Source organism: Pseudobdellovibrionaceae bacterium (assembly GCA_019637875.1).
Classification (GTDB): domain Bacteria; phylum Bdellovibrionota; class Bdellovibrionia; order Bdellovibrionales; family Bdellovibrionaceae; genus JAHBUW01.
In genome coordinates this window covers 1-26,820 of the sequence record JAHBUW010000010.1, presented here as the reverse complement: position 1 = coordinate 26,820, position 26,820 = coordinate 1, and the positions used below count along the sequence as shown (strand labels likewise).

General features: G+C 51.7%; 26 protein-coding genes and 1 riboswitch. Of the genes, 9 read left to right on the top strand and 17 right to left on the bottom strand.

Features of this window, described 5'->3' with window-relative positions; genetic code table 11:
• Positions 1-28: 28 nt before the first annotated feature.
• The gene (locus KF767_12890; GenBank protein ID MBX3018781.1) at positions 29-1,333 is read left to right on the top strand and encodes a hypothetical protein; all 1,305 of its coding nucleotides are present in this window, start codon (positions 29-31) and stop codon (positions 1,331-1,333) included.
• Between the two features lie 27 nt (positions 1,334-1,360).
• Here KF767_12890 and KF767_12885 read toward each other — a convergent pair whose 3' ends face one another.
• The 3 genes from KF767_12885 to KF767_12875 form a co-directional block, all read right to left on the bottom strand.
• Entirely contained in the window at positions 1,361-2,740 is a 1,380-nt protein-coding gene (locus KF767_12885; protein MBX3018780.1) for an AAA family ATPase, read from the bottom strand.
• A 403-nt stretch (positions 2,741-3,143) separates the two neighbouring features.
• On the bottom strand, positions 3,144-4,007 hold the full coding sequence (locus KF767_12880) for a nucleotidyl transferase AbiEii/AbiGii toxin family protein (protein ID MBX3018779.1): 864 nt from the start codon (positions 4,005-4,007) through the stop codon (positions 3,144-3,146).
• Entirely contained in the window at positions 4,004-4,639 is a 636-nt protein-coding gene (locus KF767_12875) for a hypothetical protein (protein ID MBX3018778.1), read from the bottom strand. The genes KF767_12880 and KF767_12875 overlap by 4 nt, the downstream gene beginning before the upstream one ends.
• 156 nt (positions 4,640-4,795) lie before the next feature.
• Here KF767_12875 and KF767_12870 point away from each other — a divergent pair, with 156 nt between their 5' ends.
• The 4 genes from KF767_12870 to KF767_12855 all read left to right on the top strand — a co-directional run bounded on the left by KF767_12870 (position 4,796) and on the right by KF767_12855 (position 7,607).
• Positions 4,796-5,473 (top strand): hypothetical protein, encoded by a 678-nt coding sequence (locus tag KF767_12870; protein MBX3018777.1) that lies wholly within the window; start codon positions 4,796-4,798, stop codon positions 5,471-5,473.
• 136 nt (positions 5,474-5,609) lie between these two features.
• Complete coding sequence (locus tag KF767_12865) at positions 5,610-5,810, top strand: hypothetical protein (protein ID MBX3018776.1); 201 nt, start codon at positions 5,610-5,612, stop codon at positions 5,808-5,810.
• A complete protein-coding gene (locus tag KF767_12860) occupies positions 5,791-7,194 on the top strand; it encodes a radical SAM protein (protein ID MBX3018775.1) in 1,404 nt (467 codons plus the stop codon). The genes KF767_12865 and KF767_12860 overlap by 20 nt, the downstream gene beginning before the upstream one ends.
• Entirely contained in the window at positions 7,191-7,607 is a 417-nt protein-coding gene (locus KF767_12855) for a hypothetical protein (GenBank protein ID MBX3018774.1), read from the top strand. Before KF767_12860 ends, KF767_12855 begins: the two co-directional genes overlap by 4 nt.
• On the opposite strand, the gene KF767_12850 is transcribed toward KF767_12855, so the two are convergent.
• From KF767_12850 to KF767_12825, 6 genes are all read right to left on the bottom strand, one after another.
• Entirely contained in the window at positions 7,600-7,941 is a 342-nt protein-coding gene (locus KF767_12850) for a TnsA endonuclease N-terminal domain-containing protein (protein MBX3018773.1), read from the bottom strand. The two genes, KF767_12855 and KF767_12850, sit on opposite strands and share 8 nt — an antisense overlap.
• Positions 7,934-10,009, bottom strand: a complete 2,076-nt coding sequence (locus KF767_12845; protein MBX3018772.1) for a DEAD/DEAH box helicase family protein — start codon at positions 10,007-10,009, stop codon at positions 7,934-7,936. The genes KF767_12850 and KF767_12845 overlap by 8 nt, the downstream gene beginning before the upstream one ends.
• Before the next feature lie 3 nt (positions 10,010-10,012).
• Entirely contained in the window at positions 10,013-12,343 is a 2,331-nt protein-coding gene (locus KF767_12840) for a hypothetical protein (GenBank protein ID MBX3018771.1), read from the bottom strand.
• A gap of 205 nt (positions 12,344-12,548) precedes the next feature.
• Positions 12,549-13,601 (bottom strand): hypothetical protein, encoded by a 1,053-nt coding sequence (locus KF767_12835; GenBank protein MBX3018770.1) that lies wholly within the window; start codon positions 13,599-13,601, stop codon positions 12,549-12,551.
• Positions 13,594-13,902 (bottom strand): hypothetical protein, encoded by a 309-nt coding sequence (locus tag KF767_12830; protein MBX3018769.1) that lies wholly within the window; start codon positions 13,900-13,902, stop codon positions 13,594-13,596. The genes KF767_12835 and KF767_12830 overlap by 8 nt, the downstream gene beginning before the upstream one ends.
• Positions 13,899-14,186 carry a hypothetical protein gene (locus KF767_12825; protein ID MBX3018768.1) on the bottom strand — a complete coding sequence of 96 codons (288 nt, stop codon included), beginning with the start codon at positions 14,184-14,186 and terminating at the stop codon, positions 13,899-13,901. Before KF767_12825 ends, KF767_12830 begins: the two co-directional genes overlap by 4 nt.
• Positions 14,165-14,262: riboswitch (purine riboswitch) on the top strand. It overlaps the preceding gene by 22 nt.
• 25 nt (positions 14,263-14,287) lie before the next feature.
• Between KF767_12825 and KF767_12820 the strand changes: the two genes are divergently transcribed.
• Positions 14,288-15,253, top strand: coding sequence for an EamA family transporter (locus tag KF767_12820; protein MBX3018767.1), 966 nt, complete (start codon positions 14,288-14,290; stop codon positions 15,251-15,253).
• 8 nt (positions 15,254-15,261) lie between these two features.
• On the opposite strand, the gene fghA is transcribed toward KF767_12820, so the two are convergent.
• Complete coding sequence (fghA, locus tag KF767_12815; GenBank protein MBX3018766.1) at positions 15,262-16,092, bottom strand: S-formylglutathione hydrolase; 831 nt, start codon at positions 16,090-16,092, stop codon at positions 15,262-15,264.
• A gap of 10 nt (positions 16,093-16,102) precedes the next feature.
• Positions 16,103-17,212 carry an S-(hydroxymethyl)glutathione dehydrogenase/class III alcohol dehydrogenase gene (locus KF767_12810; GenBank protein ID MBX3018765.1) on the bottom strand — a complete coding sequence of 370 codons (1,110 nt, stop codon included), beginning with the start codon at positions 17,210-17,212 and terminating at the stop codon, positions 16,103-16,105.
• A 93-nt stretch (positions 17,213-17,305) separates the two neighbouring features.
• Here KF767_12810 and KF767_12805 point away from each other — a divergent pair, with 93 nt between their 5' ends.
• Both KF767_12805 and KF767_12800 read left to right on the top strand, forming a co-directional pair.
• The gene (locus KF767_12805) at positions 17,306-18,205 is read left to right on the top strand and encodes a LysR family transcriptional regulator (protein ID MBX3018764.1); all 900 of its coding nucleotides are present in this window, start codon (positions 17,306-17,308) and stop codon (positions 18,203-18,205) included.
• 133 nt (positions 18,206-18,338) lie between these two features.
• Positions 18,339-19,598: a hypothetical protein gene (locus KF767_12800; GenBank protein MBX3018763.1), complete on the top strand. Its 1,260-nt coding sequence runs from the start codon at positions 18,339-18,341 to the stop codon at positions 19,596-19,598.
• Positions 19,599-19,649: 51 nt separating this feature from the next.
• Here KF767_12800 and KF767_12795 read toward each other — a convergent pair whose 3' ends face one another.
• The 5 genes from KF767_12795 to KF767_12775 all read right to left on the bottom strand — a co-directional run bounded on the left by KF767_12795 (position 19,650) and on the right by KF767_12775 (position 24,410).
• Positions 19,650-19,919, bottom strand: coding sequence for a hypothetical protein (locus KF767_12795; protein MBX3018762.1), 270 nt, complete (start codon positions 19,917-19,919; stop codon positions 19,650-19,652).
• A gap of 149 nt (positions 19,920-20,068) precedes the next feature.
• Positions 20,069-20,734, bottom strand: a complete 666-nt coding sequence (locus tag KF767_12790; GenBank protein MBX3018761.1) for a M23 family metallopeptidase — start codon at positions 20,732-20,734, stop codon at positions 20,069-20,071.
• A 37-nt stretch (positions 20,735-20,771) separates the two neighbouring features.
• Complete coding sequence (locus KF767_12785) at positions 20,772-22,409, bottom strand: hypothetical protein (GenBank protein MBX3018760.1); 1,638 nt, start codon at positions 22,407-22,409, stop codon at positions 20,772-20,774.
• A gap of 394 nt (positions 22,410-22,803) precedes the next feature.
• Positions 22,804-23,841: a hypothetical protein gene (locus tag KF767_12780; protein MBX3018759.1), complete on the bottom strand. Its 1,038-nt coding sequence runs from the start codon at positions 23,839-23,841 to the stop codon at positions 22,804-22,806.
• Complete coding sequence (locus KF767_12775; GenBank protein ID MBX3018758.1) at positions 23,838-24,410, bottom strand: DUF4423 domain-containing protein; 573 nt, start codon at positions 24,408-24,410, stop codon at positions 23,838-23,840. The genes KF767_12780 and KF767_12775 overlap by 4 nt, the downstream gene beginning before the upstream one ends.
• 379 nt (positions 24,411-24,789) lie before the next feature.
• Between KF767_12775 and KF767_12770 the strand changes: the two genes are divergently transcribed.
• Complete coding sequence (locus KF767_12770) at positions 24,790-26,562, top strand: hypothetical protein (GenBank protein ID MBX3018757.1); 1,773 nt, start codon at positions 24,790-24,792, stop codon at positions 26,560-26,562.
• Here the strand turns inward: KF767_12770 and KF767_12765 are convergent.
• Positions 26,559-26,820: hypothetical protein (locus KF767_12765; protein ID MBX3018756.1), on the bottom strand; the 262-nt coding region annotated here is incomplete at its 5' end. The genes KF767_12770 and KF767_12765 overlap by 4 nt on opposite strands.

Here is a 26,820-nt window from a genome sequence, read left to right as displayed (position 1 = left end):
TGCAAGGCTGCCGAGAATATATTGAGACATGCATCCCAAGAAAAAAGAGAAATACATTTCCCGCCTCATCGAGATCGTCGATGGGGCAACCTCAACCCTAAATGCCAAAGTCAAAATACCGCGGCCGCGGACTGACGGCTCATCAGGGTTCGCATTAGATGATGGTCTGTGTGAAAAGCGGTCGGCTATCATTTCCGACTTATTGAAGAAGGACGGATGGATAAGGAAGTATTCCCAAGAATACTTAGAGAAGCAAGTTGATCATATCGTATCGAAGAATGTCGGCACCCCTGATAATTCAGGCATTGCGACAATGTTTTCTGACCTTTGTGACAAGTACAGTCAGTTTGCCTCAGAGACCACAGTCCTTATCCCTCTTGACGGCATAGCGCTAAAAACGCCTGAATTGAAGCTCGGGAAAATTCGACTTTTTACTGTGACAGATGAATACCTCTCAAAAATGCGTGCCGACGCTGCTGCCATCTCAGAAATGGCAGACGCAGACATGGACACCGTATCCAAAAAAGAGAGCCTCGATCGCACAAATGAAATGATCAACCAGTTCAGCAATACTGTTTGCGCCGAACGCACTGTGGTTGCTGAAAGTACCCGGGCTCAGGAAATTGCGCGTGAAGAACTACGCCTAACCGTTGCGATCCTAAATTTTCTGGCTGACGCTTTGACACCGAGATTTTTTGAGACTCGTGTTGGGATAAAAGGTGAATTCTTCAGGGGTCTCCAGCTAGAGCTCACACGAGCGAATGATTCTATTCGATGGGCTCAAACCGTGGTGGGGCCGAAGGCTCCTCTGGTGATCGACGAGAAGGCACTGAAACTTATAGACGATCTAAAAATTTCGACACTTGCGGATTTGGCGACAGAAGCAAAATTTGACGCGACAAAGACATTTGAGGGAACAATCTTAACGGCACTTCACTTTCACTCTCATGCACGAGAATTACCTGATCCTGCTGACAAATTGCTGAGTCTAATAACCGCTATCGAGGCCTTCTTTGAGACTTCTCAGAAATCTATCGCCGCGACTATCGCGAGTGGATGCGCTCTTGTGTTGTGCAACAAAATTGATGACAGAATAAAAATGAAGACTCTTGTTAAGAAGCTTTATGGTCTCCGAAGCTCAATTTCTCATCACGGGGAGAGGACCGTTCTTAAGCAGGAGATAAATGAGCTATCAGTGATAAGCTGGCAGCTTATTTGTTTCGCCATTCAAGACAAAGCACGTTTCAAAGATAAAAAAGAATTTAACTTGTGGGTTGAAAAGCTTGAATTAGGCCTACGGAATGAACTTAGTCTTCTGGAATTTAGAAAATAGGCTTTTACGTTTCTGTAGTGATCTTGGCTATCCTGCTCTTTTCATTCGGAGCGACTGTAGCCATTCAGTTGGGTGTGGATTGGGAGGCATAATGGCTTTTTCATCCCATCCCAACACGATGAGGTCCTCTTTCCTCCGCGATCTAGAAAGTGCGACGTAGGCTTGTCCAGGCTCCCAAAAACCTCTTAGGTCCACGGCAACTCGGTCGAGGGTCTGACCTTGCGCCTTATGCACTGTCGTTGCCCACGCCAGAGTCAGAGGCAAGTTATGCTCCCATCCGATGAGCGAGTAGTCGGGGTCAAGAATTTCGCGCTCGCTGGGATAGATGTTGACCACTTCTCCCGTGTGGTCGAACTGGATCGAGACGTGATCTGCAGCAATTTGCACAATGAAACCAGTGTGACCATTGTTATACCGATTACTGTCCGAGTCATTTTCGAGAATCATGACTCTGGCGCCTACTTTGAGGGAAATTTCAGGCTGGAAGCTCGCATTCTTGCGCAACTCTGCCAAAACTGCCGAGGAGAAGTTTTTGATTCGGATAGGATCTGCCTGCTCAGGCGAATAGAGTGCAGCAACATAGTTTGACGTAAATGAAACGGCGATACCTGGCAGCCGGTCAAGCTGTTTGGAGTTCCATTCATTCACCTGCTCATTTTTTCCATAGATTCTCATGGTGTCAGTGTCTGGAGTTTGAACGCGTTCTGCTAAAAAATGACGAACTAGATCGCTATTGTTCCCACGACGAATCTGCTCGAGGAATTCAAGGTACTCTTCATCTGAGGATCTATGGACTTGAGTCAGTTCAAGGAGTCTGCATTTGGCATCCGAAAATCTGTTTGAGTCAAAAAACCAGACATCTTTGTATCCGCGACGATCAACCGGCGAAAGCTGGTGAAGGTCTCCAACCAGGATGATCTTGATGTGACCGAATGTGCTTTTTATTGATTCTGCAATTCGATCGGATTTTTTGTGGTATGGAATCGCCCCCCAGTTTGCGCCTTTGACTTGTTCGCCACTTACAAGAGCTGCAATCGTTGCGATAGCTGTGTAAACGTCTCGGTGGACCATTGAAACTTCGTCGATGATGAGGATTCTTGTTTTTTTGATTCTCTCTTTGACGGTGTGATTTCCGAGTGCTCTGCCGACGGTCTTGTAGGTTCCTTCCTTAAAATTGGTAAGGCCGAAAAAACGATGAATTGTCGCCCCATTGACAATCGAGGCAGCAAGCCCTGTCGGAGAAACAACTTTGATTCGATCTTTGCTATAGGTCTTTCCTAGTTCTTCTACAAGCTGTCGAATCAAGTACGACTTTCCTGTTCCGGCTTTTCCGTGAATCATGAAGATGTTGTCTCGGCCCAAGCCTTCGAGAATGGCGCTGATAGCTTGCGACTGAGTGGTGCTCATTTGAACCTACTTGTTGAAAGTGGTCACCTCTGTCCAGCATGCGAATGCTGGCCCAGGTTCCGATACTTTATCGGTTAGCGCTAAGGCCTAATTGAGTTAAAGTCTCGCCCGGCGATTCATTCTGAGACGTAGGGTTTTGTAGCTCCGTAGATGGGCCAATGGCTCAACACGCATTGAATTCTCTATACGAATCCACAGTTTATTAGGCCGGGAATTGTGATATTGTCCTCACCGACAGGAGGGAATGTGATCGAGGAGAAGCCCAAGATAGGCAAAAGGAATGCAGGGCGCAGGATCGCTCGCAATCTGGCAGTTCTTCGCCGGAAACCGCCATCTGAAAAAATTCTGGAAATCGTTGCTGAAATATCCCAACGTAGTTGCACGAAGTGAATAGTAAGCTACTTCAGACGCGCAGCTTTTTGGCGAAGTCTGATAGGATTTTTAGCGCCTCAGCGAGATCTGTGGAGATTCCACACTCGTCTGCTAGCTTCGGATAAATTTTCGCCCAGTGATCTGGCGGTGCTTGTATGAAAAGGTCGAGCGCGTGTGTCGCTCGTCGCTTGTAAGTATCCACTAAAAACGAAGCTGTCCGTTCGGGCTCTAAGCCCTCCTGAATTAGGAGAACCATATCAACTAGGTCTTTGACTCGAGAATTTGGCTTATCTGGCGGCCTCGGAAGTGAATATGCGTGGAGTTTTTCCGCGAACTGCTGCTCCTTGGGAATTGCCGGGAAGTCTCGAGGTGCGAAGCCTGCAAATTCCAGCAAGTCATTCGACTTCAGCAGGTCAAGAGGCTCAGTCCAAACGTCTCCTGCTGCAATATCGAGGAGAAATCTCTCGAACGTTCGATCCGCAAGTCGCGCTTCAATGTTAAAGCGGATGCCTCCCTCAGGAGCATTCGCAAGCTCCTGCGTGGGCTCTGAGATGCGAAATTCGAAGTAGTCTTGATGATCCGTGGACGCATACTTGAGTAGCAAATCACGTATGGCTAGATGCTTGGAATCCTCATCGCCAAAAAGAAATTTTGCGTCTTTCAGAGCGAGGTCGATATCTTTCGTCGTCCTCGCGCTATCCGTGCGAAGTTGCATGGCGTAGCCACCCTTGAGAACCCACGGAGGAGTCGGCATCGAAAATAGCCTGACTAGCAGACGATCAAAGGCGACATCCCGGCGGAGGCGCTGGATGTCTATTCCAGCTTCTTTTGATTTGAGAGCAATTCTATCCTCAAGGGCACGGCGAAAAGAGACTGCCGTTTTGTATGGATTCACTTGCGAATCTCCTTGAGCAGCGTTTGTAGCTGCACCCGCATTTCAGATGGGGCAATGACGTGGTCGACAATGCTTTCAATTTCCCACTTCTGCAGAAGTCCCAGTTTAAGCGCCTCAATGGATGCCTGGCGAACAATTTCGAATGGCACCCAACCGCATGTCATGATGTCACTGATTGTACGGTTAGGCTTAGTAACCAGGAATCCTCGGCTCTCCAGAATCATATCTTTGGTCAGATCGGCGTGATGTAGTCGTATGACTTTAGGAATTTTAGCAGTCCGTCGAAATGACTTTGGAACAGTCATGTCGAGCTTTGAAGGGTTGGCATCCGATATTCCATAGTGAGCTAGGGCTGTCTCGTGAGAATAGACTCCCTGCACTTGCCCTTGGCGATTTTGGCTCCAGAGGGCGTAGAGGATCTTTTGCTGATCAGGCGTTGTGGGAAATTGAGCGAGACGATAAATGCCTCTCGCTTCGCGAAGCCAATTTCCTGACTTTACGTGATAAGAGTGATTCGTTTTAATGTAGCCAACGCTTTCAGCCTGCTTTGCTGTGAAGAAGCCCTGTTGAGACTCTGCGAGCTCAAATAGTTCCTTGCTACGTTCAGCGGGTTGCCGCATAAGCTCCTTCATATTATACTTATAAATTAAGTATAATATGATTGTCGGCAGAATACACAAATTACTTAATTTTTAAGATATTTGCGATATATAGCATCTATAATATTGTAAGTATTGGTTTATTTCCAAACTGGTCCAGTCATCAATTGGCATGGTAACGAGGATTCAATGAAGATTGGCGAAGTAAATTGGTACCGCTCCTTCCTGGATGAACTACTTGAAGAGTCACGTTTTGAGGGACTCAAGAAAGTCCTGGAGCCTTTGGGGCAAGCAATTGAGGCTTCCGACAGGCGCTGCCGAGAAATTGAAATTTGCTACACCGACGATAATGACGAAGTTAGCGACCAAGCCGACGATCTCTTTTTCGAAGAAGATTGCCTGGTAGAAGATCTACTTGGGGCCGCTTTGGTCGTTTCCCAGTGCCAGATTGAGCTTGTAGTCACCAATCTAAAAAAACTTGATTCTTATATTCGAAGGAACAATCAACCTTTTAGGTTTTCATTCTCACTAGATCGAGGGGATCTGGTGAGAATGTCGCCTCCAGAAAGCGCCCAGATGCAACCGACCCCGGTCGAAGTCATCGAATCCGCTGGAAACCTCTTCAAGCATGGGAGCCAGTGGCAGGGAAAGTGGAAGTCTCAGACTAATAACCGGAACATACTGGCGCTCTCCAGCTTAGGCTGCGTTAACAGCGGAGTCGTCTACAAAAACTTCCAGCGCATAACGAAATACCTGGGTTTTAAAGAAAAACATGATGTACGCCTGTTGGAATCGATCATCTGGGAGTGGGTTCTTCACATCCACGACCTAGCCTATAAGGATATGAAAAACTCCGGCCTAATCTAAGGCTTTGGTGCTTGCTATGTCGTTCGCTTGACTGTGCATTCGATGGGGTGAAGATCCTTCATGGAATGTCTAATACTGTTGCACAGTGTTTAACGGCATTCTAGGACATCAGCATCCTTAAAAATGCTGGGACCCAATGAGCAAAGTCAGAGGAATTCGATTTAACGCCAAAGAAGATGCGCTGGTTGAGGAGTTCTTAGCCTCTAACCCGCTCATCGACTTTACGACTCTCGCGAAAATTTCGATCCTCGAATTTATCAAAAAGCCGCAAATCAATCTTCACGCGGTTGGCAAGCAGACCAAGAAAGCAGGGCGAAATGTCAGACCAGTTGGTTGATCAAACAGACCAAGCTGCACGGATCCTTCAGTTTCCGGTTGGCCCCATGGCGCCGTCACTCGCTATTGAAGAGGACATGTCGCTTCTCACTCCGACATTCAACAAGCTTATCAAGGATGCTCAGCGGCTCGACAAGCTTTCGAAATACCCGTCGACCTTCGACTATTCAATCTATCGAGACCTTGAGCTGAGATATAAAGACCGACCGATTCGCGGTGGGATTACAAAAAGCAATCCATTTAAGCTAGTCAACTCTCATTCGACTTGCCAGCAATGCCTCTATGCATTCGAAGTCGATACCTATGGGCGTGGGTGCTCTCACAATTGTACCTACTGCTATGCGAAGGCTGAGCTCACTGTGCATGGGTATTGGAACAATCCAATCCCAGTTCCAATCGACATTAACGAAGTGAGGAAGATCTTCTACACGGTATTTGAGACAGACAAAAAGTCAAAGTGGCGTAACGTGATGGAAAGCAAGATTCCACTTCGAGTCGGTTGCATGAGCGATTCGTTCATGTGGATGGATGCTAAATACAAAGTCACCCAGGAATTTCTGAAAATATTGAATCACTATGAGTACCCATATACGATTATCACGCGCTCTGATCTTGTCGCCCATGACGACTATATAAAGCTTTTGCGAAAAGATCTGTGTTCAGTTCAATTCAGCATCGCGTCTACAAATGATGAATTGAATAGAAAGATCGAGCCGGGTGCGCCCTCTGCAAAACGCCGCCTCAAGGCTTTAGAAAAATTGAATCAAGCGGGTCTTTGGACTGCTGTCCGAATCAATCCTATGTTCCCAATTCATCCCGACGGATATTTTACAGATCCGTCATTTGCTTGGGATGGACCAGTGCCCAGACTGGAATACAGTTCGTTCGAAATGGTCGATGAGATCGCGGATGCAGGTGTCCCAGCCATTATCTGCGGCTTCGGACGATTCAGCTCCTTCTCAATGAATAATATTGAGCGAGCGACTGGAATAAACTTTCGCCAATTCTTCAATCGCGGACAAGTGAACAAGTCTTCTCGCGATTGGCACTATAGCGACAAAGAAATCCGCTATTACTACGAAGAAGTAAAAAAGCGCACTATTAAGAGAGCGATGGAGTTCACGGTTTGTTACATCGGGAACGGTGAGAACCAGTTTTGGAACACGCAAGATTTATGGTCGAATAAAAAAGATTGCTGCAATATCAAAGATCGCGTCCAGGCCTTCAAAACAGATTCGCGCCAAGTCCCTTTCAATGAACGGGTTAAGGTCGGAGGAAAAGACTGCTATAAGCCGATCAATGCTGACCTTCTTCACGTTCCACTTGGAATCCCAAGAGAGTTGGCGAAGCCTAAGCGAACCGCTGACAAGGAATTGAATCTGTGAAATCATCGAAGCGGAGGCTTCCTGGAATCAATATTCAGTATCCGATCTCGCGTCTGATTCTCGATGGCAGCAAGACCATTGAAACACGGACCTATCCTATTCCGGCGGAATATATAGGCCAAGAGATGGCGATCATTGAGACGCCGGGTAAAGAAGGTAGTTTTAAGTCTCGTGTTGTCGGTACTGTCATATTCGGTGAAAGCTTTCCCTACGACAGTGAGAAGGATTTTTACAAGGATTCTTTGCGTCATCGGGTAACTAAGGAATCCCCTTGGAGATGGGAAGCACAGAAGCCCAAGTGGGGGTGGCCGATCCTCGCTGTTGTCCGATTTGAGTCTGAAATTACGCCGCCGCCGCGACGAGGTATTAAATTTACGAGATCGGTCTCGGTCCCGACGACGCCTTCTACTTGACGATCTTTATGTATTTCATACCGCGCTGAATACACCAGTCTTCTGCGGCTTTTCTCTTCATCTCAACATTTGGATCATTGTTTAGGTGAGCCCCTTTAATCTCAACAAGCTCGAGTTCATTTTGATTTTTACGGCGAACTAAGAAATCTGGATAGTAACGGCCAATCGTTCCTTTCTTATTTCGATATCGAATTACTATCTTGTGAGATTTGGTCCATGCCAGAACGTTGTCATCCGCATCTAGCGCCTCTGCATATCGTTTTTCATCATTCGAGTCGCAAACTTCAAAGTTATAAGGACTCTTCTTGCCCTCGATATAGATTTTTTCAGCCATTATAGAGGAGCTCCTCCGCATAAATACGTTGATTCAGCTCATACGCCACGGACTCTTTAATTTGCGGGATACTCAAAGAAATAGCGTACAAAATATGAGAGTCCATATCTGGGAGCGTCGTCTTGCCACCAAGGATATCTTCAATTTTTTCGAGAATGATCGCATACAGATAATTTGTCTTGGTTGCGAACGGGTCATATCGTTGGGAAAGATCTCGTGCCCACTCCAAAATCATTCCTTTTGTTTGCTCGAAAAGCTCCCGCGATTCAGCATGAGTCGGGATCGCCGTCAGCTTGAGTCCGCGAGTGGATGACTCCTCAGGGCGTTGTGGGCGGAATCGCTTTATTCCTTCGATTTCAACTTCGACAAAGATGAGATTCTCCGGTCGGTAGTCAGCGATGCAATCAAGGGCTTGATCCAGAAGCTCAAGGGAGCGTTCAAAGGAGAGCATCTCTATTGGCTGTGGCTCAGGCACCTCTAAAAGTTTGAGCAGATCTTCTCTTGTAACCGTTTGCTCCCTATAGACTTTCTCTTGGCTGTCGCCCGCTTTTGCATCCTCGTCTCGCTCAATTTCTCGTTCGCGAATGACTGTATCGCCTTCTAAGACAAGTGCATCGATTTCGGCCCAAAGGTAATCTAGGCCGAGCGCCTCATGATCAATGATTGTGAGTTCTTGAACGTTCCGGTCTCCTTCGCACCCATTACGACGAATAAGCCGAAGTCCACGACCAAGCACTTGGTGGGCAAAGAGTGGTGAGCCGAATCCTCTCAATAAACATATTACGGAAACTTCAGGAACATCCCAGCCTTCACGGAGCATATAGACCGATACGACGCTATCATATGGGGATTCCACGCTTCCCAATTTGGCGGCAGCCTCCCGCAATTCAGATTTTTCATACTCAGTCTCATCGTCGACCACAAGAAGTGGGTTCAGCTTGAACTCCTTCTTCATCATATCGACAGCTTGCTTGGCTCCGGCTATGCTAGGTGTAATCACGAAGAGGAGAGGCTTATAACGATCGGTTGCTACTTCAATTTTTCGCTTCCACGCTTCGACCGCTAGATGAAGTTGCATTTTCATGCAACCCGGATCCATCACAAGTTGGAGATTTTTCTTTCTTGGAAGATCATCCCAGTCAATTTCTCGAACCCGAAGAATCTGACCTGAAGACTGATCTTTGAAGGTCACATCGCCGAGGCTAATCGCACCATACCGTTTTATGGAGGGTCGCTGAACAACAACGTCTTTAATGAGGCGAGGATAACGGCTGTATCTTCGATCAATATGGGAGTTGTTTTTATAGCTGCCTGTTATTGCCTCGACTACGGATAGAGAATAGATCTCATGGGATTCTGGCCGAAGATTGTCGGCTCGATCCGGTGTCGCGGTGACATCAAACCTAAATGCTGATCTTGATTTAAGGATATCCAAGGTTCGCTTGTATTCCGGGCCTCGGGTATTGTGAGCTTCGTCGTTAAAAATCGCGATAGAGCCACCATTGTCGAGTAAGAACTTGAGGTGGTCTTGACCTCCAGAGTACCCTTGCTGGAACTGGTGTCGATTCGCAACAATCAAATTGAAGCCACGCAAGTTGGCAAGGTTCTGAAAACCGTCAATGATCGAAGGACGAATCGATTTTCGAATTGCAGCGTACTCGGGCGGAATTAGGTTAAACTCGTCGAATACTGAACCCGTTTCGAAATCACGCTTCAGGCGATCACGCACGATCGTATTTGGGCAAAAAACTAGAAATGTGTCCGACTTCTTTGTGCAGAGAAGCCAAGCCATAACTGATGCCATAACCAGGGTCTTACCGGTACCTGTCGCGAGTGTCGCAAGTACGGGATTAACTTTCAGAATTTCGTGACTGTATATAACCCGCTGCAGAGTCTCTGCTTGATGGGGCAGAAGGCGCTTCTCGCCCTCAACTATGCCTAGTGGCAAAAGATGGTTCAAGAAGACTTGAGTCTCCTTGCTAGACTCAATCCATCTCCCTGAGCGCCACCTTTCGTACTTCTCGCCGTGAATAGCCTCCCATTTTCTGAAGGTGAGAAAGTCAGCCATAGGTTAGGATGCTCTCTTCGATTTCTGACTAACAGAAATGGCCACATACTGGGTGGCCTCCGCACCAGATTTATCGAATACTCGAAGAGCTACTTTGTAATCACCCTCAGCCGGGAAAGTGTACTCGATACGCTTGTGATCGTTTAGTGGATTACCGTCTCCATCTTGATCGGACTTGAAATTTGGTTTTGTCGATGGAGCAAACCTGTTCTTATAATTGAAGTCCCATTGGTAGTAGTGGATGTCGGCACCATTCGTTCCGCACGACGCAGTTGCATCAAATGTCCACGTGAGACCTGACTTTTGATTCATCTTGATGATTGCGGCAGGCTTGTTAAGGAAGCGAATGTTGTCCCCTTTGAATTCGTTGCTGTCAATGTCGACAAGTCGAACTTGAACGAGTTGAATATCGGGACCATTAGACCCTTTTCGAAGGTCGTCGACATACTTTTCGACGTCCTTTGAGATATTCCAGGAGAGAATGACGCCGTTTTGAATTTTGAAATGAGCGAGTTCCGAGTGGAATTCTTCTATGTGGTCTTTTCGCAAGTTTTTATTGGATGGCGCGACAAAGACTGCTCGTTCTTCTCGGAAGCCGTGAATTAGGTCGCCTTTGGATTTAGGAATAGCCTGATAGCATTTCAGAATAAACGTGCGATACTCTACTTCGTCCATATCCCTGACCAAGTCTCGTTCATATACACCGTGGTATTGAACTTCAAAACCAACTGATGGGCCCGGCCTCAATGGAGTAATACCCGATGGCTTCGAATATGCCGTTTGCAGGCGATCTCTAGCTACCGATACAGCTATTCTTGAGATATCGCAGCCTATCCATTTCCTACCTAACTTTTCGGCGACCGCCAGAGTTGTCCCGCCCCCGGAAAAGAAGTCAGCGACGACATCGCCGGAGTTTGAAGCCATTTTTATGATCCGCTCGATTAGTTCCTCGGGTTTTTGAGTTGGATACCCAATTCGCTCGTTTGATATGTGATGTAGGCGCTGGATATCTACCCAGTAGTCTTCAGGAATCTTCCCATCATTTTTGCAGTAATATATTTTCCCATCTTTTTTTGTATATTTACGGCCATTCTCATCGACATAGTAACGGGCCGTCGAGCGAGGCTCGACCAGAATTTCTTTGTAGTTGAATTTGTAGTTCGACGACTTCGCATAATGGAGAATTGTGTCGTGTTTCTTAGGGAGAGTCTTTTTGGTGTTGTTGCTCCCGGAGTAGCACCATGCAATGTCGTCGACTAGATTGTCGTACCCAAAAATCTTGTCCAGCTCAACTTTAACGTAATGGCAGGCGTGCCAGTCTAGATGAACAAAAATGGAGCCGTCTGACTTAAGAAGCCTCTTCATTTCCCACAAACGAGCGTTCAGCCACGCAAGATAGGTGGGGAGGCCGCCATCCCAAATATCTTTAAAGGATCTCACCTCATCATCGTCACCAAAAATACAGTTGTAGTTACGACCAGAAAAAAATGGAGGATCAATATATATCAAGTCCAGACATTCGTCTGGCAAGGACCTCATGACGGCTAAATTATCACCCCAAACAATCCGGTTTGTTGTGCCTTTCGTAGTGCCATCCCAGTCAATCGTCTCAGTCGTAAGAAAAGGAAGCTCTTTGGTTTTAAACGTTTCTTGGAAGTTCTTGCCGTCATATCCGATTGGGGTTTCGAAGCTAGGCATGTGACCGAAGCGTTTAACATACTGCAGCTCAGGTGACGACTCCTTAGGATGAGTGTGCTCGACGACTTCCTTCCTCCTAGACTTCTTCTTTTCTTCAGCTCGTCCCGGCCCAAAGTCATTGAGAAGCGACTGCCACTTTCTCAAGGAACCATCTTCATCAGTTCCATTTAGGGCGTCGTACAGGCCAGCGAACGTTGTTTCGTACTTGTCAAGATGGTGATTCAGATCGAAAACCAAAACTTTTTTGAAATTCGTGACGACGGCGAAATCCTTTTTCCCGGCATCCGCAGACAGAAGATAGTTTCGACCATGCTGATCAAAGAATTCGCCGAGATCATTAATTTTGCTTGGGACAGCAAAGAACGCCCAAGGATAATAGTTCTCGCTCACGGGAACGTAGCATGCAAATTCTTTGAATTTCAAATTTGGAATGAAGTCGTTGTCATCACACCCCATGCCGTGGGTGAGAAAGTATTTTCCGCATTCAAACAGGTCATTCTCATCAATTTGGCCATTCCGGAGATATTGGTCTATGTTACTGCTCTTCGCTCTACGAGAAATGAAATTCAGAAAATCGAGAATATCATCACTCTTTCGAGAGTCGATTTTCTGAACTTTCTTTTTTGAACGTGACAAGTGACCTCCGATCACAACCCGAGATGTAAATGTGGGGTGAGGTCTCGTCGGTCATTCAATAATGATTACAGAGGCTTGCCGGGCCATAATCGGACCTTGGCCCAAACCAGAACTGAGTTAAGATCTATTTAGCTTGTGAAGTATTCCGGGGATCGTCTCAAAAATTTCTTCTGCGCCAATCCTGCACTTGGCAAGGAATGGACCTTTATCCGGCCACGGGACCTACGATGGCTCGAATCCGACTTTCTAGACGCTCTCTAAGTCGAGTCGATGAGTCCCACTCTAGATAGTTGATTTGTCTAACATCAAAATGCAGGTGTTTGTTGTCGTCCTTGGGGTCCTCGGTGTCGCCATACATTACCGTGTGAATCACGGGAATTCCGAGGGCTCGGGCATAACCAGCTTCAAAATAGACGCCGCGGTTATTGTACGTAAAGTCGGCTATCACAAATCTTGCTTCTTTGATGCTGGCAATAATCTTATCTAAAATTGGGCCCTCATGATCTTCCGTCACAATATCAGCTTGATAGCCACAATTTCGACATGCGGATTTTACTGTTTCAAGAAACTTGATCTGGATTTCTCTCTCAGTATCTGTCCAGTTAAACTTCATTGCTACAAAGACCTTTCGGGAGTCCGTAGCTTTAACGCCACTAAGGTGCGCCCATCCTCTTGGGGTAAGCTTTGCGCGCGCTTCAATGCTGGTTTGAGGCATTTCTGTGTTATAGATAACCTCATGCGCTTCTGGCTGGGTATAAGTCAGGAGCCCATCAAATGCCATTTGTGAAAGCCATGAGTATAACTCAGAAGAATGAAGAATTCTGAGCCTGAATAAATCAATGGTGTAGAGCTCTACGTCGTCAAAGGGGTTGCTGTTCTCTCGTGCTTTAAGTGCGATTAGGCGTAAGATTCCGAGGAGCTTCTCTGCGTGGTTAATGGGCTTCGATTGAATATCCCTAATTGATTTTATGATGAGTCCTTTGTGCGCAAAATTAGGCTTGGGGTCGCCATCCATCAGCCAAGCGCAGCGGATGTCTTCATACTCAATGTTCGATTCAATATTTTCGGCGATGCAATTCGCTAAATTGATTTTATCCGCGTTGTCTTGCAGATAGAGATATGAGGCATATGATAAAACGTACGTACCACAAGCTGAACAGGTATATTCATAGACCTGTCGTCGCGAATCATTTTTGAACTTAGACTCAAGTTTGCAAAATGGGCAGGCGCCTGTGCCGTCAAAGATCGCGCTATTCATCTCTATAGAGCGGAACCCATTGTCCGATTTCGCGGGACTTTTCAATTGCTTCTGATGCCTCAGGATCGAACTGCTGCAGCGACTTGGGTAGTTCGACTTTCTGAACTTGCCATTCTCCATCTACGAGCTGTGCGTGAGCAATGCTCGTAAATTCTTTTTCTTCCTTAATGTGGAAGATCATCTCACTAGAAAAGCTCTGCGCATTGACAAAATTGAGCAGAACTCCGCCACCGCCGCCGCCGCCGGCTTTTGCGAACGATGAAACGAAAAGTACGAGAGCAAAAACGTTCAAGCTCTTCATTTTACACCCTTTCCGTTCCCAGCTTCGGGTCGTTGGGTTTGCAAGACATCGACTGCGGTGAAAGTGACTTTGAAGATCGCATCGTTGCTGGCCTTCTGTTGCTGTGATTTCTCGAATGCCTTATCAAAGGCGGCCTGGATGTCTTTGTAAAGCTCGATGATGAGTTCCTTGTTGCCCGCCAGAAAGCGATGAAGGGAGAGCCGTTTGTTTGTATTCAGTTCGATCGCGCCGCTCGAACTTGCGGTGGCGAGCCGAGCGGGATATATCGAAAGACACGCCCGCATTTATAAGTTCATGATTTGGTTGAACGTCTCTACCAACTCCCACCAAGAGTTGACTATCTGTTGGCCGCATTTGTTTAACTCTCGTTCTTGGTGGTTTTGATATGCAAACGACTTCATCCGCAGCGGCGCGGACCTCTTCGGGCCGTCTTTTCTCGGGAATCATTTTCGTGTTTTTAGGCTCGGCGAGCTACGGGATGTTGTCCACGTTCGTGAAGATGGCCTACGCGGAGGGGTTCACCACGGGCGAAGTGACCGCCGCGCAAAGTGGAATCGGGGCCTTAGTGCTCACGATCATGGCGGTCCTCGTCGCCCGTCATGGGGCCGCGCCCACCTCGAAGGACAAACTGAAACTCATGCTCGTCGGAATGCCGATGGGGCTGACGAGCGTCGTTTATTACGTCGCGGTTCAGTCCATCGACGCGTCGATCGCGGTCGTCCTTTTGATGCAAGCGATTTGGATGGGCGTCGTCTTCGAAAGCGTGGCCCAAAGGACATGGCCCTCGGCCGAAAAGATCGTTGCCGTCATTTTGATTTTGATCGGGACCTTGATGGCCGTGGATGCGCTCAGCGCGACAACGGCGAAGCTTGATCCCGAAGGCGTCTTCTTCGGGATCCTGGCGGCCGTGAGCTACACCTGCATGCTGGCCGCCGTCGGCAATGTCTGCGTGGATCTGCATCCGGTGAAACGCAGTCAGTATATGTTGTACGGAAGTTTGATCGTGGCCCTCAGCTTCGCGTTTCTGACCCAACTTGCGCCCCACTACATGGATGTGCATTGGGTCAGCGAGGGCTTCGTTCGCGACCGTGAATTCCGTCCCGAGATTTTCTACGGTTACGGGATGCTACTCGCCGCCTTCGGCACGGTCTTGCCGCCGATCCTTCTGAACAAAGGTTTTCCCATCACGGGGGTGGGCCTAGGCAGCATCATCTCATCCATCGAGCTGCCTTTCGCGGCGCTGATCGCGTTCGCGCTTCTCGGAGAGAGTTTGAACGGACTGCAGCTGGCAGGCATCGCGCTGATTCTGGGCTCGGTGGTTTTGCTGAACTACCGGATGCTCAAGCGTTAACCGCGGCGCTAGCTAAGCGCCGCCGCGTGGTGATCGATGTGCGAATCGATGAACGTCGAGATGAAGTAATACGAATGGTCGTAGCCGTCGCGGTAGTTCACGCGAACCGCTTGGTCCTTCGCGCGTGCCGCCGCCTCGAAGTTTTCGGGAAGGAGTTGCTTCTTCTCGTAGAACTCATCCTTCGTTCCCTGGTCGATCAAAATCGTACCCGGGAAACGCGCGCCGAACTTCACAAGCTCCGTCGCATCGTACTTCGCTTGCGCCGCCGTATCCCCACCGAGATAGCCGGGCAGGGCCTTCTGTCCCCACGGACACTGGGTCGGATTTACGATGGGTGAGAACGCCGAAACCGATTTGAAGACCGTGGGATTGCGGAGCGCGAGGACCAAAGCGCCGTGACCGCCCATGGAGTGACCCATGATCGACAATTTGGAAACGCCGAATTGGGAGTTCACGAGCGTCGGAAGCTCCTGCGCGATGTAGGTGAACATCCGGTAGTGATCGCGATAGCCTTCGGTCGTCGCGTCGACGTAGAAGCTCGCGCCCGAACCGAAATCGTACGAGTCATGCTCGCCCGGCAGATTCAAACCGCGCGGGGAGGTGTCGGGGCAAATGACCATGAGGCCTTTTTCTTCGAGACGCTTCTGCGCGCCGGCCTTCGTGATGAAGTTTTCGTCCGTGCAGGTGAGTCCCGACAGCCAAAGGATCGCGCCCTTCACCGGCCCCGAGGGCGTGAAGGTCGAGAATTTCATTTTCGTTTTCGTCGACGACGACTCGTGCTCCCAGAACTGGGTCGTGCCGCCGAAGCTTTTGTGCGTTTTCAAACAAGTGGCCGACATGACGTTCCCCTTACATTTTGATGACAGAGCGAATGGATTTACCCTCGTGCATCAGATCGAAAGCGCGGTTGATCTCGCCCAAAGGCATCTCGAAGGTCACCATGTCGTCGATGTTGATCGCACCCGACATATACTGCTCGACGTAGCCCGGGAGTTCGGTGCGACCTTTGACGCCGCCGAAAGCCGATCCTTTCCAAACGCGTCCGGTGACGAGCTGGAACGGACGGGTCGAGATTTCTTGCCCCGCACCCGCGACGCCGATCACGATCGATTGACCCCAGCCGCGGTGGGCGCACTCGAGCGCCGCGCGCATCAGCTGCACGGAACCCACGCACTCGAACGAGTAATCGACGCCCCACTCGGTCATCTCGACGATGACCTGCTGGATGGGCTTGTCGAAGTTTTTCGGATTCACGAAATCCGTCGCGCCGAACTTTTCGGCGATCTCGCGTTTGCCGTCGTTGATGTCGATGGCGATGATACGCGAAGCGCCCGCCATCTTCGCGCCCTGGATGACCGACAAACCGATGCCGCCCAAACCGAAGACCGCAACCGTCGCGCCTTTTTCGACTTTCGCGGTGTTCAGCACCGCGCCGATGCCGGTGGTGACGCCGCAGCCGAGCAGGCAGACTTTCTCGAGCGGCGCTTCGGGATTCACCTTCGCGAGGGCGATTTCGGGAACGACCGTGTACTCCGCGAAAGTCGAGCAACCCATGTAGTGGTGGATCATCTTGCCGTCTTTGGAGAAGCGCGAAGTGCCGTCGGGCATCAAACCTTTCCCTTGGGTCGCGCGGATGCGGACGCAGAGGTTCGTTTTGCCGGACAGACAGAATTTGCACTCGCGGCACTCGGGTGTGTAGAGCGGAATGACGTGATCGCCTTTTTTGAGCGTGGTCACGCCTTCGCCGACCTCCTCGACGATGCCGCCGCCCTCATGGCCGAGGATGACCGGGAAAAGACCTTCCGGGTCCGCGCCCGAAAGGGTGAAAGCGTCCGTGTGGCAGACTCCGGTCGCGATCATCTTGATCAGGACTTCGCCTTTCTTGGGCCCTTCGAGGTCGACCTCTTCGATCGAGAGGGGGGCTCCGGCTTTCCACGCGACCGCGGCTTTCACTTTCATGGGACGACTCCTTTTTGCAGAGGTTGAAGGCCCCAACACTAACGAAAAGCGCGGCGCTTGACTAGGCGTGCGCGGGAACAATACTGTTTCCATATGGAAACAGTAAAAGAGCTGCAGGGAATCATTGCCTTCGTGCGTACCGCCGAAACGGGGAGTTTTTCGAACGCCGCGCAGGAGCTCGGCGTGTCGAAGTCCCATATCAGTAAATCCATCGCGCGCCTGGAGGACACTTTGGGCGTGTCGCTGCTTTTGCGCAGCACCCGGCGTATTCAGCTGACGGCCTGGGGCGAAAAGTATCTGGAAACCTGCAAACAAGCGATCGCGAACCTGGATTCCGCGAAGCGCGAGATCCGCGATTCGTCCGAAACCCCCGGGGGAAGCTTGCGCATCACCCTGGCGGGAGTCTTCGGCGAAGAGTACGTCGCGCCCGTCGTGATCGAAATGGCCAAGAAGTACCCGAATCTGAAAGTCGAGATGGACTTCAGCACGCGGGTCGTGGACCTCATCGCCGAAAAATTCGACGTGGCGATCCGGATCGGTGAACTCAAAGACTCGTCGCTCGTGGCGCAGAAGATCGGACCGCGCTTCGAATATGTCGTCGCCAGCAAGGCTTACCTAGCAGGCGCGGCGGCGCTCGATGTCCCCGAAGATCTCGCGCATCATAATTGTTTAGGCGAGCGATTGACCTGGGGGTTTCGTCGCGGGGGCCGAGCGCTGCAGGTCTCCGTGGGCGGGAACTTCAAAAGCAATAATCCGCGCGTGATCCAGAAGGCGGCGCTCAGTGGGCTAGGCGTCGCGCGGCTCCCGGCCTCCTACGTGAACGAAGACCTGAAGCGGGGGCGCCTGGTCTCGCTGCTTGAAAACTTCAGCGAGGGGCGTAAAGACATTTGGGTCGTCACGCCCGCGCGCCGCGCGCCGAACATCAACGTGAAGATTTTCGTGAAAGAGATGAAGCGGTTTCTTAGCGAAGAACATGCGGAACTCTACTTCTGAGACGTCTCGGGACGGGACGCTTTCACGCGAACCCTCATTTTGCGTGAAGTTCGTGTCGCCCATTGAGAATCGCGCTGTCAAAGAGGCGTCCGCTCGCCAAAATCCTCTACACTAGAGTTCTCGGGGGAATACGATGAGCCTTAATCGTTACGGGCGTCATGTCGTCTTTTTCGGTTTCGCGGTGATGACCGCGTTGTCCTTCCAAAACTGCGCGCCCGGATCCAGCGTCAAGATCCAAGATCTTGAGATCATCCAGTCGAGCCTTTCGCAAGCGTCCTCGGGCGAACTTTCCGATAAACTCCGCATTGAGATCGAACGCATCAATAGCGGCGAAATCCGCAATCCCGCCGAAGCCGGTTTTCAGTGTCTGACACAAAGAAACGGGGACACCGAGTATTACCGCTGCCTGCGCACCGACGGCATCCCCATGAACTTGGGTGAGCAGTTCGATCTGCCGCGCGTGTTGAAGTATGCGGGACAAGATCTGCGCTTCAAATTCTTGTCTTACGGAACCATGAACGGTGATCAGCAGTCTTTCGCCGATCCCCAGTGTTCGCAACCCCTTGACGAAGCTTTGGGTTCGAACGTTTACGTGACGGCGCTGCCCATCACGGTTCCGCGCTGTAAGAGCGACACCAGACAATGTGTGGACTCGCTGGAATGCCAAGTGGTCAAAGGGACCAACTCGGAATACTACGTTCGTAACTTGCACTTAGGTTGGACGACTTCGATTCTGATGTACGACTTGGTCGTCGTCCTTGCGGAAGCCACGCCGACGCCGAAACCGAATCCCACACCCACTCCGCCGCCGGTGCCGACACCGACGCCGGATGCGCCGAGCAACCCGGCTCCCACACCGACACCCACGCCGGATAATGTGCAGCCGACCCCGACGCCCACACCGCGTCCGACGGCGACGCCGACTCCCACACCGACCCCGCGTCCGAACCCGACGCCGACCCCGACGCCCGTGCCGACCCCCACACCGACAGCTCCCGTGGGCTATACGTGTACGACCTCGGGCACCTACATGAGCTGTCGCCGCACGCTTTCGAAGGTGCCGGGGACGAGCTATTCGACGCCCGCGACGATCAGCTACGGAAACGTGACGTTGAAAGTCCGGCATATTTATTTCGGAACGTCGAATGGTGACCAACAGGCCTACGCCGACGCTGCCTGCGCGCAACCGGTGAACTACCCGATGGGCTCGGGTGTTTATCCTACGGCGCTTTCGGGGACCGTTCCGAGCTGTAAAACGGGCACGGGCCAGTGCGTGACGTCGACGGCGTGTCAGAAGTTAAGTGGCGTCTTCAATAATGGCGCCGCTTACGTGAAGAACCACGCGACGGGTTGGACCTCGGCCGAAGTGCTTTACGACAACACCGGCCAATAAAAAGACCGGCGCGCGCGAGGCCGCCGGTCCCACAAGTCTTTTGACCGCGCTTTAGTTGCGGGAGTTGTTCGAGCAGCGGAACGCCACTTTGCACATACTGGTGTCTTTGGTGCGGACGAAGACCGGGTCTTTGTCCTGGCCGTACGAGCACGACTTGTCGCCGTAGATCGGAACGACGTCGCCGCTACCGGTCTGCGTATAGATCCGTCCGTGACGATCGTAATGGGCTTGCGCTTCGGCGCAGCTCATATTGTTCGAGATCGCCGCCGCATTCGCGGAAACCGTCAGGGCCATGATGCCGATCACTGTTAGAAATTTCACTTGGACCTCCTTTGTCGGTGAAAGTGAACGCGAGTTTTCACCCATCGCGCCCACTTGTCGACGGAAAGTGCCATCAAGATTTCTAAATCAACGGAAGCGTTAACGAAATCGCCGCGATGCAAGTCCTTCCGCGCCCGCGGCGTGGGTTTCTAACGCTTTTCGAAATGCAGATGCGGACCGGTACTGCGACCCGTGCTGCCTACGCGACCAATAACGGTGCCCTGGCCAACCGATTGGCCCTTGCGAACAAGTGTTTTTGAGAGGTGAGCGTAACGTGTGACGACGCCACCGGCGTGGCGAAGTTGGACGAGGATGCCGTATCCGCCCGACCAACCGGACTTCGTCACCGTTCCCGCCGCCGCCGCTTTGACCGGCGTTCCTTTCGGCGCGGCAATATCGGTTCCTGAGTGATATTTCATACGTTTCAGGATCGGGTGTCGGCGCATTCCTTGTTTTGAAGTGATACGTCCTTTCACGGGTTGAATGAAAAAGGATCCTGAATTTGCAATTTGCGTCTCTTCGATCGTTTCGATCTCCGCGAGTTCTTTAGCCGGAACCCAGCCTGAAAGCTGACCGTTGATCAGAATTCGCAGAACGTCATTCCCTTCCTCGTCTTGGCCCGACTCCATCACTTCGATGGATGCTCCTTCGGGAATCGTGAGGCTTAGCGGTTCTTCAAGAACGGGAATCGGCTCAAACATCATCACGTCCATGCGCGGATCGGTGAGTCCGTACGATGTGACGGACTCTTCTTTGATCGTGTAGAAGACTCCCGTGTCTTGTGCCCACGAGAAGCTATTTAACAAAATACTCATTACGACGAAAATGGCATATTGTTTCATATTTCTTTCCTTAGAAAAGTTCTGATTCAAGACGTTGAATCAGATTGTTGTTTTCGGGATTTGCGGGGCCAAGTTCGGGCGCTTTGCGCTCCAACTCTTCCAGCGTATAGCCGGTGAAGATATTGGTGTCCCGACTCATCTGGTTGCGCAGAGTCTGTTGGGCGCGATACCAGCGCATTTTTCGTGCGTCTTTGATATCCGGGCAACTTGCCAGTTCTTTGTTTGAGGTCGCACCCCAACGGAGTTCCACGCAGTGGTAAGGACTGAATGACATTTGCGGCATCCGCGCGAGCAGGCTCTCTAAAGTCAATTTGACGGGCGCACCCGCCGTATTGCGGTAAGTGATCGTGCAGGAACGCAATTGCTCCGTCGCGGCCTTGACGATATCGCCACGTAGGTTATTGCCCGAGTAGACGTATTCGGGGTCGCGGCGGTCGATCAAGCCTTTCAAATCCTTCGCGTAGTTCAAGGCCAAATTCACCGAGTTCCGGCGGCGGACGTCGCCACCCGGCGTGGAATAAAGATCCCAATCGCCATCCCCGCCGTAGATCGTGTTGGGGAGTTTTTCGACGTGCGGTTTCGCCGCGACGCCTTTGATCGTTCCGTCCTGAACGAGGCTCACGCGTGATCCGAAGTCGTCACAGATGGCCTTCATGCGAATTTTGAATTCCGCGATGACGTCGATTTTGTATTTCCCTTGGAACATTCGGCGGCGGAGAAACTCCTGGAATGAGTTCGTGACTTTTCCGTCGGGCAGAATATAGGCCGATCGTCCGTCGGGCGTTTGGGTGTTGCCGAACATCTCCACGGAGTAGTCGCGGATCTCTTCATTTTTCAGAAGTCGCGCCGTGCCGCCGACGTAGCCGCCGAGACGGGAGTCGTAGTAGGCACCCTCCACCACGACGGGGCGGAAGTTTTGGAACCATCCGCCGTGTTCGATCTTAGAGCGCTTGTAGAAATCGATGGAATAGGGACGACGGGGGGAAATCGATTTGCGGTCGATGAGCGCGTCGAAGACCATGACCTGTCCGTCGGCCGTGACGTCATAGACGATGCCGACGTGGCCCGACGGATCGTAGACCGTCGTCCCCGGTCGGATCGCGCCTTTGCGGACTGCGGGCGTGTACATGTCGCCGTGATTCGTGCGGGGATCTACACGCAAAGTCGCCGTGTGAACCGAGTTTTGAATGGTCGAATGGGTCGCAAAGAAGTTGCTGAAGCCGTTCTCCATATTTGGCAGCAAGGTACGACGACCGGGGCGATTGCCGTTCCAAGAGTAGCGCACGTCCGATTGGGCCGTCGCCGTGCCGTCGGCGATGGACTGTTTTTGTTCGGCGTTAAGACCTAAAGCGACCATACCCGAAGAGAAGACAAACGGCAGCCCGTTCTTCCATGCATAGTAAGAGCGCAAGAAGTAAGGCCAATCGGCGCAGTCCGACCAGAACTTATAAAGCTCTTGCGGGGGATCGCTGTCACGGAAAGGGTTGGCAGGACTCCGCATGCAAGTGTCGACCGTCCGGCAGCCCGAGCGACCGATCGCGGTCACAAATCTGGAAAAGCCGATCTCGTCGTCGGCCGACCATTCAAGTTTGGTGAGTCGCCAGGTCCCATAGTTCGCGACTCGGGCGGCTTCACTTGACTCCGACACTTGCTGACGGGGACGAGGGGTTACGCGTTCAACGGGACGCGACTGAGTTTCCGTGCGTCTTGGACGGAAGAGGTCAAAAAGAGTTTGCGCTTCGGCGGAGCTCGCGGCGCAAAGGGAACTTGCAAGCAGCATTGCGAACACCTTGACGAACATTTGAGGTCGCGGATCAGTTTTCATCTTGGAATCCCTTTCGTTGTCGATCATTTGTGCGAAAAGACGTTCTTGGGCTCGATGAAAGGCCCGTGATCGCTCTTGCTCGCATCGTTTTCGATGTCGAAAGGGAGATGTTCAAGACTTAGGCCAAGCTGTGGAAAAGACTGAGGAAAGTGTTCCATTTTTCTTTGGAACATGCGCGGATCTGAAAAGCGCGTAGAAAAGAGGCGGCTTCTAGTTGTTAAATTTCGGACGAAAGCTGTGAGAGGACCTCGGTGAGGTCGCGCTCACAGTGAAAGCCCGGCAGGCTCGCGTTCAGCTTCATCTGGAGGAGCGTCGCGGAGGCTCTTTCGCGCACGACGGAATAGTTCTGCTGGCCGAAACTCGCTGAATAGCTTTTCATCTCGACGGAATAAGGGCGCAGTCGACCCTCCAATTCGATGCCGACGCTGAATCGTTCGCGATCTTTTTCGGTCAGCGCGCAGATCTCGCGTGTGGCTTGTCGGCGCTCGCCACGATTGATCCGCGCGATCGACCATGTCGTTGAGCGGTGACCGTTGCGGGAAATTCCGAGGCGTAAAGGCTGGGGCCCTAGATTGCGGTAGTTGCGGAGTTCCGTCCAAGGAAGCTCCAGTGTCGGCATAAAAGAATGCCTCATCAGTCGCGGTCCCTGGTCGACGATTTGCGGGTGAAAAAGCAGTCCCGTGAGTTCCCGTGCTTTCAGATTCGATTGCGCCCAGGAGCCGTCGTCGCGGGGGTGCGGAGACAACAGGGCTTCGATCAGTTCATGGAACACGAGTGCGATGCGGTTTTCGTCGGTCATCCGATTCCAGCTGTCTCGGTGGATACGAATGATTGTTCCCAATCGAATGGCGAGTTGACGGACTTCGGCTCCTTCGACGGCGTCGATGAGGCCCTCCTCGTGTTCGACGATGGCGAGGGGAGTGTCGATGAAGAGCCAAGTATAGGACTCCGCGACGGAGGACAACGTATCGCCGAAGCCAGGAAGCGCCCGGTTGAGCTCGGTCAGCTTGATCGCCATGGTTAAACGTTCGCGATCGGTTTGCAACATGGGCCAGTCGTAGCGCAGAAACCGATTGTCCACTTCGCCTGGAGGAATTTTCGAAAGATGAAGGCCGGATTCGAATAGGTCGCGGACGAAAATGTCGCCCGTCGCCGGGAAGTAGTAGCCGTCACCGCCGTTGCCCACGCCATGTCCGCGAGGAGCGCTCCAAGCAATGCCGAGCGCCGCAACGAAAGCCATCAGGAGCGAGGTCATGCGGGATCCTTGGTTTTCAGGACGGGAAAGAGTTGTATGGACATGCGGTAGACCTGATCTTTGTCGGGGCTCGCCATGATTTGGGAGACCCGGTCCAAGCAGCGGCGAATTTCTTTTTTCGCGCGCGCCAGTTGCCGGGAGCTTCCTGAAAAGGTCAGTGCGGTAAAGTCTCGCTCGAGAGTCGGGACTTCCTCCAAGGCCTGCGCGGAAAGTGAGAGCCCATCACGGTGGGCGGCCTGGATCACGAGGGAAGGGATGTCGTCGGTGGTGAAGTAACTCAGTCCCGTGGGAGAGAGCGTGCCATCCGCATCACGTAGAAGTAGGTTCTGCGAGGTCATCTTTTCGACGGAATCTTGAACCGTAGACTCGGACAGATTCAGGGCGCGCGCAATGGCCGGAATTGAGGTTTCGAAGTCATTCAGCTCGAGCACTGAAAGGATGGCGAAGTGGTGCCATTCCTTAATCATAGAGAAGTTTTCGTCGGAAATGGTGTGTCGATCTGCGCGCGTGAGAAGCGCGAGCAGATTCTTTTCGTTGTCGTCGAGGTGAAGTTTGGCCGCGATTTCCATCGCTTTTTTATCCGAGAAGCGTCGACGTCCGGCGAGGAATTCGGAGTAGGCTCCAGGACTGAGGCCTAAACTTCGCGCGTGTGTGCGGAGAGAATAGGCGGGGTCTTCTCCCTTTAGCATCGCGAATTTTCGTTTTATCCGCGCGCGCAGGAAATCATTGATCATGCTCTGATTCTGAAGGCCGAGGGAAACCAGTCAAGAACTAAGGCATGTTCCAAAAGATATTGGAATGGGTGCTCTCGTTCCATGGCAAAATGGAATGCTTCTTCCCTACAAAAGAGAATGAAAGCTTTTTCTGGATCGCGTCATTATCTTTCAACGCTTCGAGTTGTACGTTACGGCAGGCGCATTGATTTCAATCTTAAACTGCGAGGTTCAAGTGCGGTCTTTTCTCATGTCCTTGTCGGGATTCTTGATTTCACTCTCGGTCAGCGCCCAGCCCGCTCTGACCACAATCGAACAATACAACGAACAGCTTCCGTATTGGGGCGTCAGTTGGAGCCCGGGCGCGAACGCGCAAAATGGATATTATCCCAGCTTCTATACCGGCTTCGCCATGCGCAGCCAGTCGCCCGAGAAAATCCACGTCCGCACCAGCCGTGGAAACCAAACGCGGATTTCCGTCATCCTGGATGAGGCGACGATTCGGGACTACCTTTTTGATCTGGTCGCCCGTGAAAAATTCTATCGGCAGGCAACGAGCGGGGGGCCCTTTATGATCGCGCCCAATTCGGCCAAGCTGCTGCCGCAACTCGAATATTTCAGTCAGATCCTGCGTTCGCCGGACTACGGGATCGTCGACTTTGTGGCGAACGCGGAGAAGTTTTCGCCCGAGCAGATTTACGCGAAAAGTTTGGATGTCCTGTCGAGATTGAATCCGGGGCGTGTCTTTCATTTGCAAATCGATTTACGCGCGGAATTCAAACGCTGGCAGTCCGAAGTCATCGCGGCTTCGGGTGGACAGGCCGCAACCATCTTACGTGACCCGAAGGCGACGATTCTCGCGATCAACGGACTCGTTTTCGGTCGTGTCAATATGACCGAAAAACCGACGTCGGAAATCATGGAGGCGCTCGCTCGCGCGCTGACCCTCGCCATCGAGTCGACGGACGAAGCGGCCGCTCGCGCGGCCCACGTCGAGGCCTTCCGTCAGGCCACGGGTTCGAAATACAACCTGCGGGTGCTGCGAAACGGGGCTTGGGCGTCGGCGATTGATTGTGCGGCGGTGGGGGATTGCGTTCTTCGTTATCCCGAGTTCACGGCGATCTACCCGACCGGTTCGGCGATGTCGAAAACAAGTGACGAGTTTGGCAACCGAATCAACGCCTTCTCGACACCCGGACTGTGGCAGTTCTTGGCGCGGGCTGGAAAACACGAGGTCGACAATATCCGCAATGAACCCTTTTACGGTTTCGCTCCGAAGATGGACTATGAGGCCATCGGCAACGGTTTCCACAATCCCGCCGTGCGCTTCTGGGGGCCCCCGAAATCCTTGAAAAGCGCTCTCGGGATTCCGGACGCTCATAACACGCTTTGGGCCGTCAAACGTGGCGGTGTCTCACGCGGATGCTTGCGTTTTCCGTTGGGCCACCTTTGGGAGTTCCGTCAAATTTTCCCCGTGGAAAATTCTAAAATGAGTCAGGTGATGTTCTTTGGAAATCGTTCTCAAGATTTTGACGTATACGACGTGGACGGCGACGGGCGCCCCGAAGTGATGGGTGTGCAGTACATGATTTCGTACGGGCTTCAAGGCGCGAGCGGACTCGCGACCCGGGAGGGCAAAGGTATGGAGATCAACGAAGGCAAAAAGCTGGAGTTCTACCAGGACCTCTACGGTTCCCGTGGAGTTTTCAGTTTCGACGGTGGTGACCGTTATCTGTTCGAGAATCCGACGGTTTCGATGCCGTCATATCTCGACTTGCGGAAGCAGAACGTTGCGGTCCGCCAACGTATGGTCGGTCAATATCCTTTGTACGAGCAGCACTACGAGCGGGAGAAAGTTCAGTTCTACGCGCTTTCGGGATCGATGACCCCGGCGAACAAATTGCTGGTGCGTTTGATGGGCCGGGTCCGTGGTTGCGCCCCGAACGCGAATCCCGTGGATTGCGGAAAGAGCGCCTTCGAACAAGAGGCGCGAGGTCTGGTTCGTTAGTTCATGCAGTCAAGGACGACCTGGTCGTCGAACGAGCTGAAGCGGGGGTTGTCATCAGACAACCTCTGCAGGCGCGACATGTCTTTCTCTTCGTAGAACTCGATGGCCCAAAGTAGGCGGGCACGGGCCTCGGGGGCCTCGATCTCTTTCATCGCGAATTCGTGATGGGTGCGACCGATACAACGGCAAACCTTTTCGTAGTTCGGGATCTTTTTGTTTCCGCTTTCGACCGAGGTGATGCAGGCGCGCGTGATGGGA

Excerpts from the sequence above, each read along its gene's own strand:
- KF767_12820 (MBX3018767.1), top strand. The coding sequence starts at position 14,288 with ATGCAAACGACTTCATCCGCAGCGGCGCGGACCTCTTCGGGCCGTCTT.
- KF767_12875 (MBX3018778.1), bottom strand. The coding sequence starts at position 4,639 with ATGAAGGAGCTTATGCGGCAACCCGCTGAACGTAGCAAGGAACTATTT.
- KF767_12810 (MBX3018765.1), bottom strand. The coding sequence starts at position 17,212 with ATGAAAGTGAAAGCCGCGGTCGCGTGGAAAGCCGGAGCCCCCCTCTCG.
- KF767_12825 (MBX3018768.1), bottom strand. The coding sequence starts at position 14,186 with ATGCGGGCGTGTCTTTCGATATATCCCGCTCGGCTCGCCACCGCAAGT.
- fghA (MBX3018766.1), bottom strand. The coding sequence starts at position 16,092 with ATGTCGGCCACTTGTTTGAAAACGCACAAAAGCTTCGGCGGCACGACC.
- KF767_12780 (MBX3018759.1), bottom strand. The coding sequence starts at position 23,841 with ATGACCTCGCTCCTGATGGCTTTCGTTGCGGCGCTCGGCATTGCTTGG.
- KF767_12850 (MBX3018773.1), bottom strand. The coding sequence starts at position 7,941 with ATGGCTGAAAAAATCTATATCGAGGGCAAGAAGAGTCCTTATAACTTT.
- KF767_12805 (MBX3018764.1), top strand. The coding sequence starts at position 17,306 with ATGGAAACAGTAAAAGAGCTGCAGGGAATCATTGCCTTCGTGCGTACC.
- KF767_12800 (MBX3018763.1), top strand. The coding sequence starts at position 18,339 with ATGAGCCTTAATCGTTACGGGCGTCATGTCGTCTTTTTCGGTTTCGCG.
- KF767_12865 (MBX3018776.1), top strand. The coding sequence starts at position 5,610 with ATGAGCAAAGTCAGAGGAATTCGATTTAACGCCAAAGAAGATGCGCTG.
- KF767_12885 (MBX3018780.1), bottom strand. The coding sequence starts at position 2,740 with ATGAGCACCACTCAGTCGCAAGCTATCAGCGCCATTCTCGAAGGCTTG.
- KF767_12790 (MBX3018761.1), bottom strand. The coding sequence starts at position 20,734 with ATGAGTATTTTGTTAAATAGCTTCTCGTGGGCACAAGACACGGGAGTC.
- KF767_12890 (MBX3018781.1), top strand. The coding sequence starts at position 29 with ATGCATCCCAAGAAAAAAGAGAAATACATTTCCCGCCTCATCGAGATC.
- KF767_12870 (MBX3018777.1), top strand. The coding sequence starts at position 4,796 with ATGAAGATTGGCGAAGTAAATTGGTACCGCTCCTTCCTGGATGAACTA.
- KF767_12845 (MBX3018772.1), bottom strand. The coding sequence starts at position 10,009 with ATGGCTGACTTTCTCACCTTCAGAAAATGGGAGGCTATTCACGGCGAG.
- KF767_12830 (MBX3018769.1), bottom strand. The coding sequence starts at position 13,902 with ATGAAGAGCTTGAACGTTTTTGCTCTCGTACTTTTCGTTTCATCGTTC.
- KF767_12775 (MBX3018758.1), bottom strand. The coding sequence starts at position 24,410 with ATGGAAATCGCGGCCAAACTTCACCTCGACGACAACGAAAAGAATCTG.
- KF767_12835 (MBX3018770.1), bottom strand. The coding sequence starts at position 13,601 with ATGAATAGCGCGATCTTTGACGGCACAGGCGCCTGCCCATTTTGCAAA.
- KF767_12860 (MBX3018775.1), top strand. The coding sequence starts at position 5,791 with ATGTCAGACCAGTTGGTTGATCAAACAGACCAAGCTGCACGGATCCTT.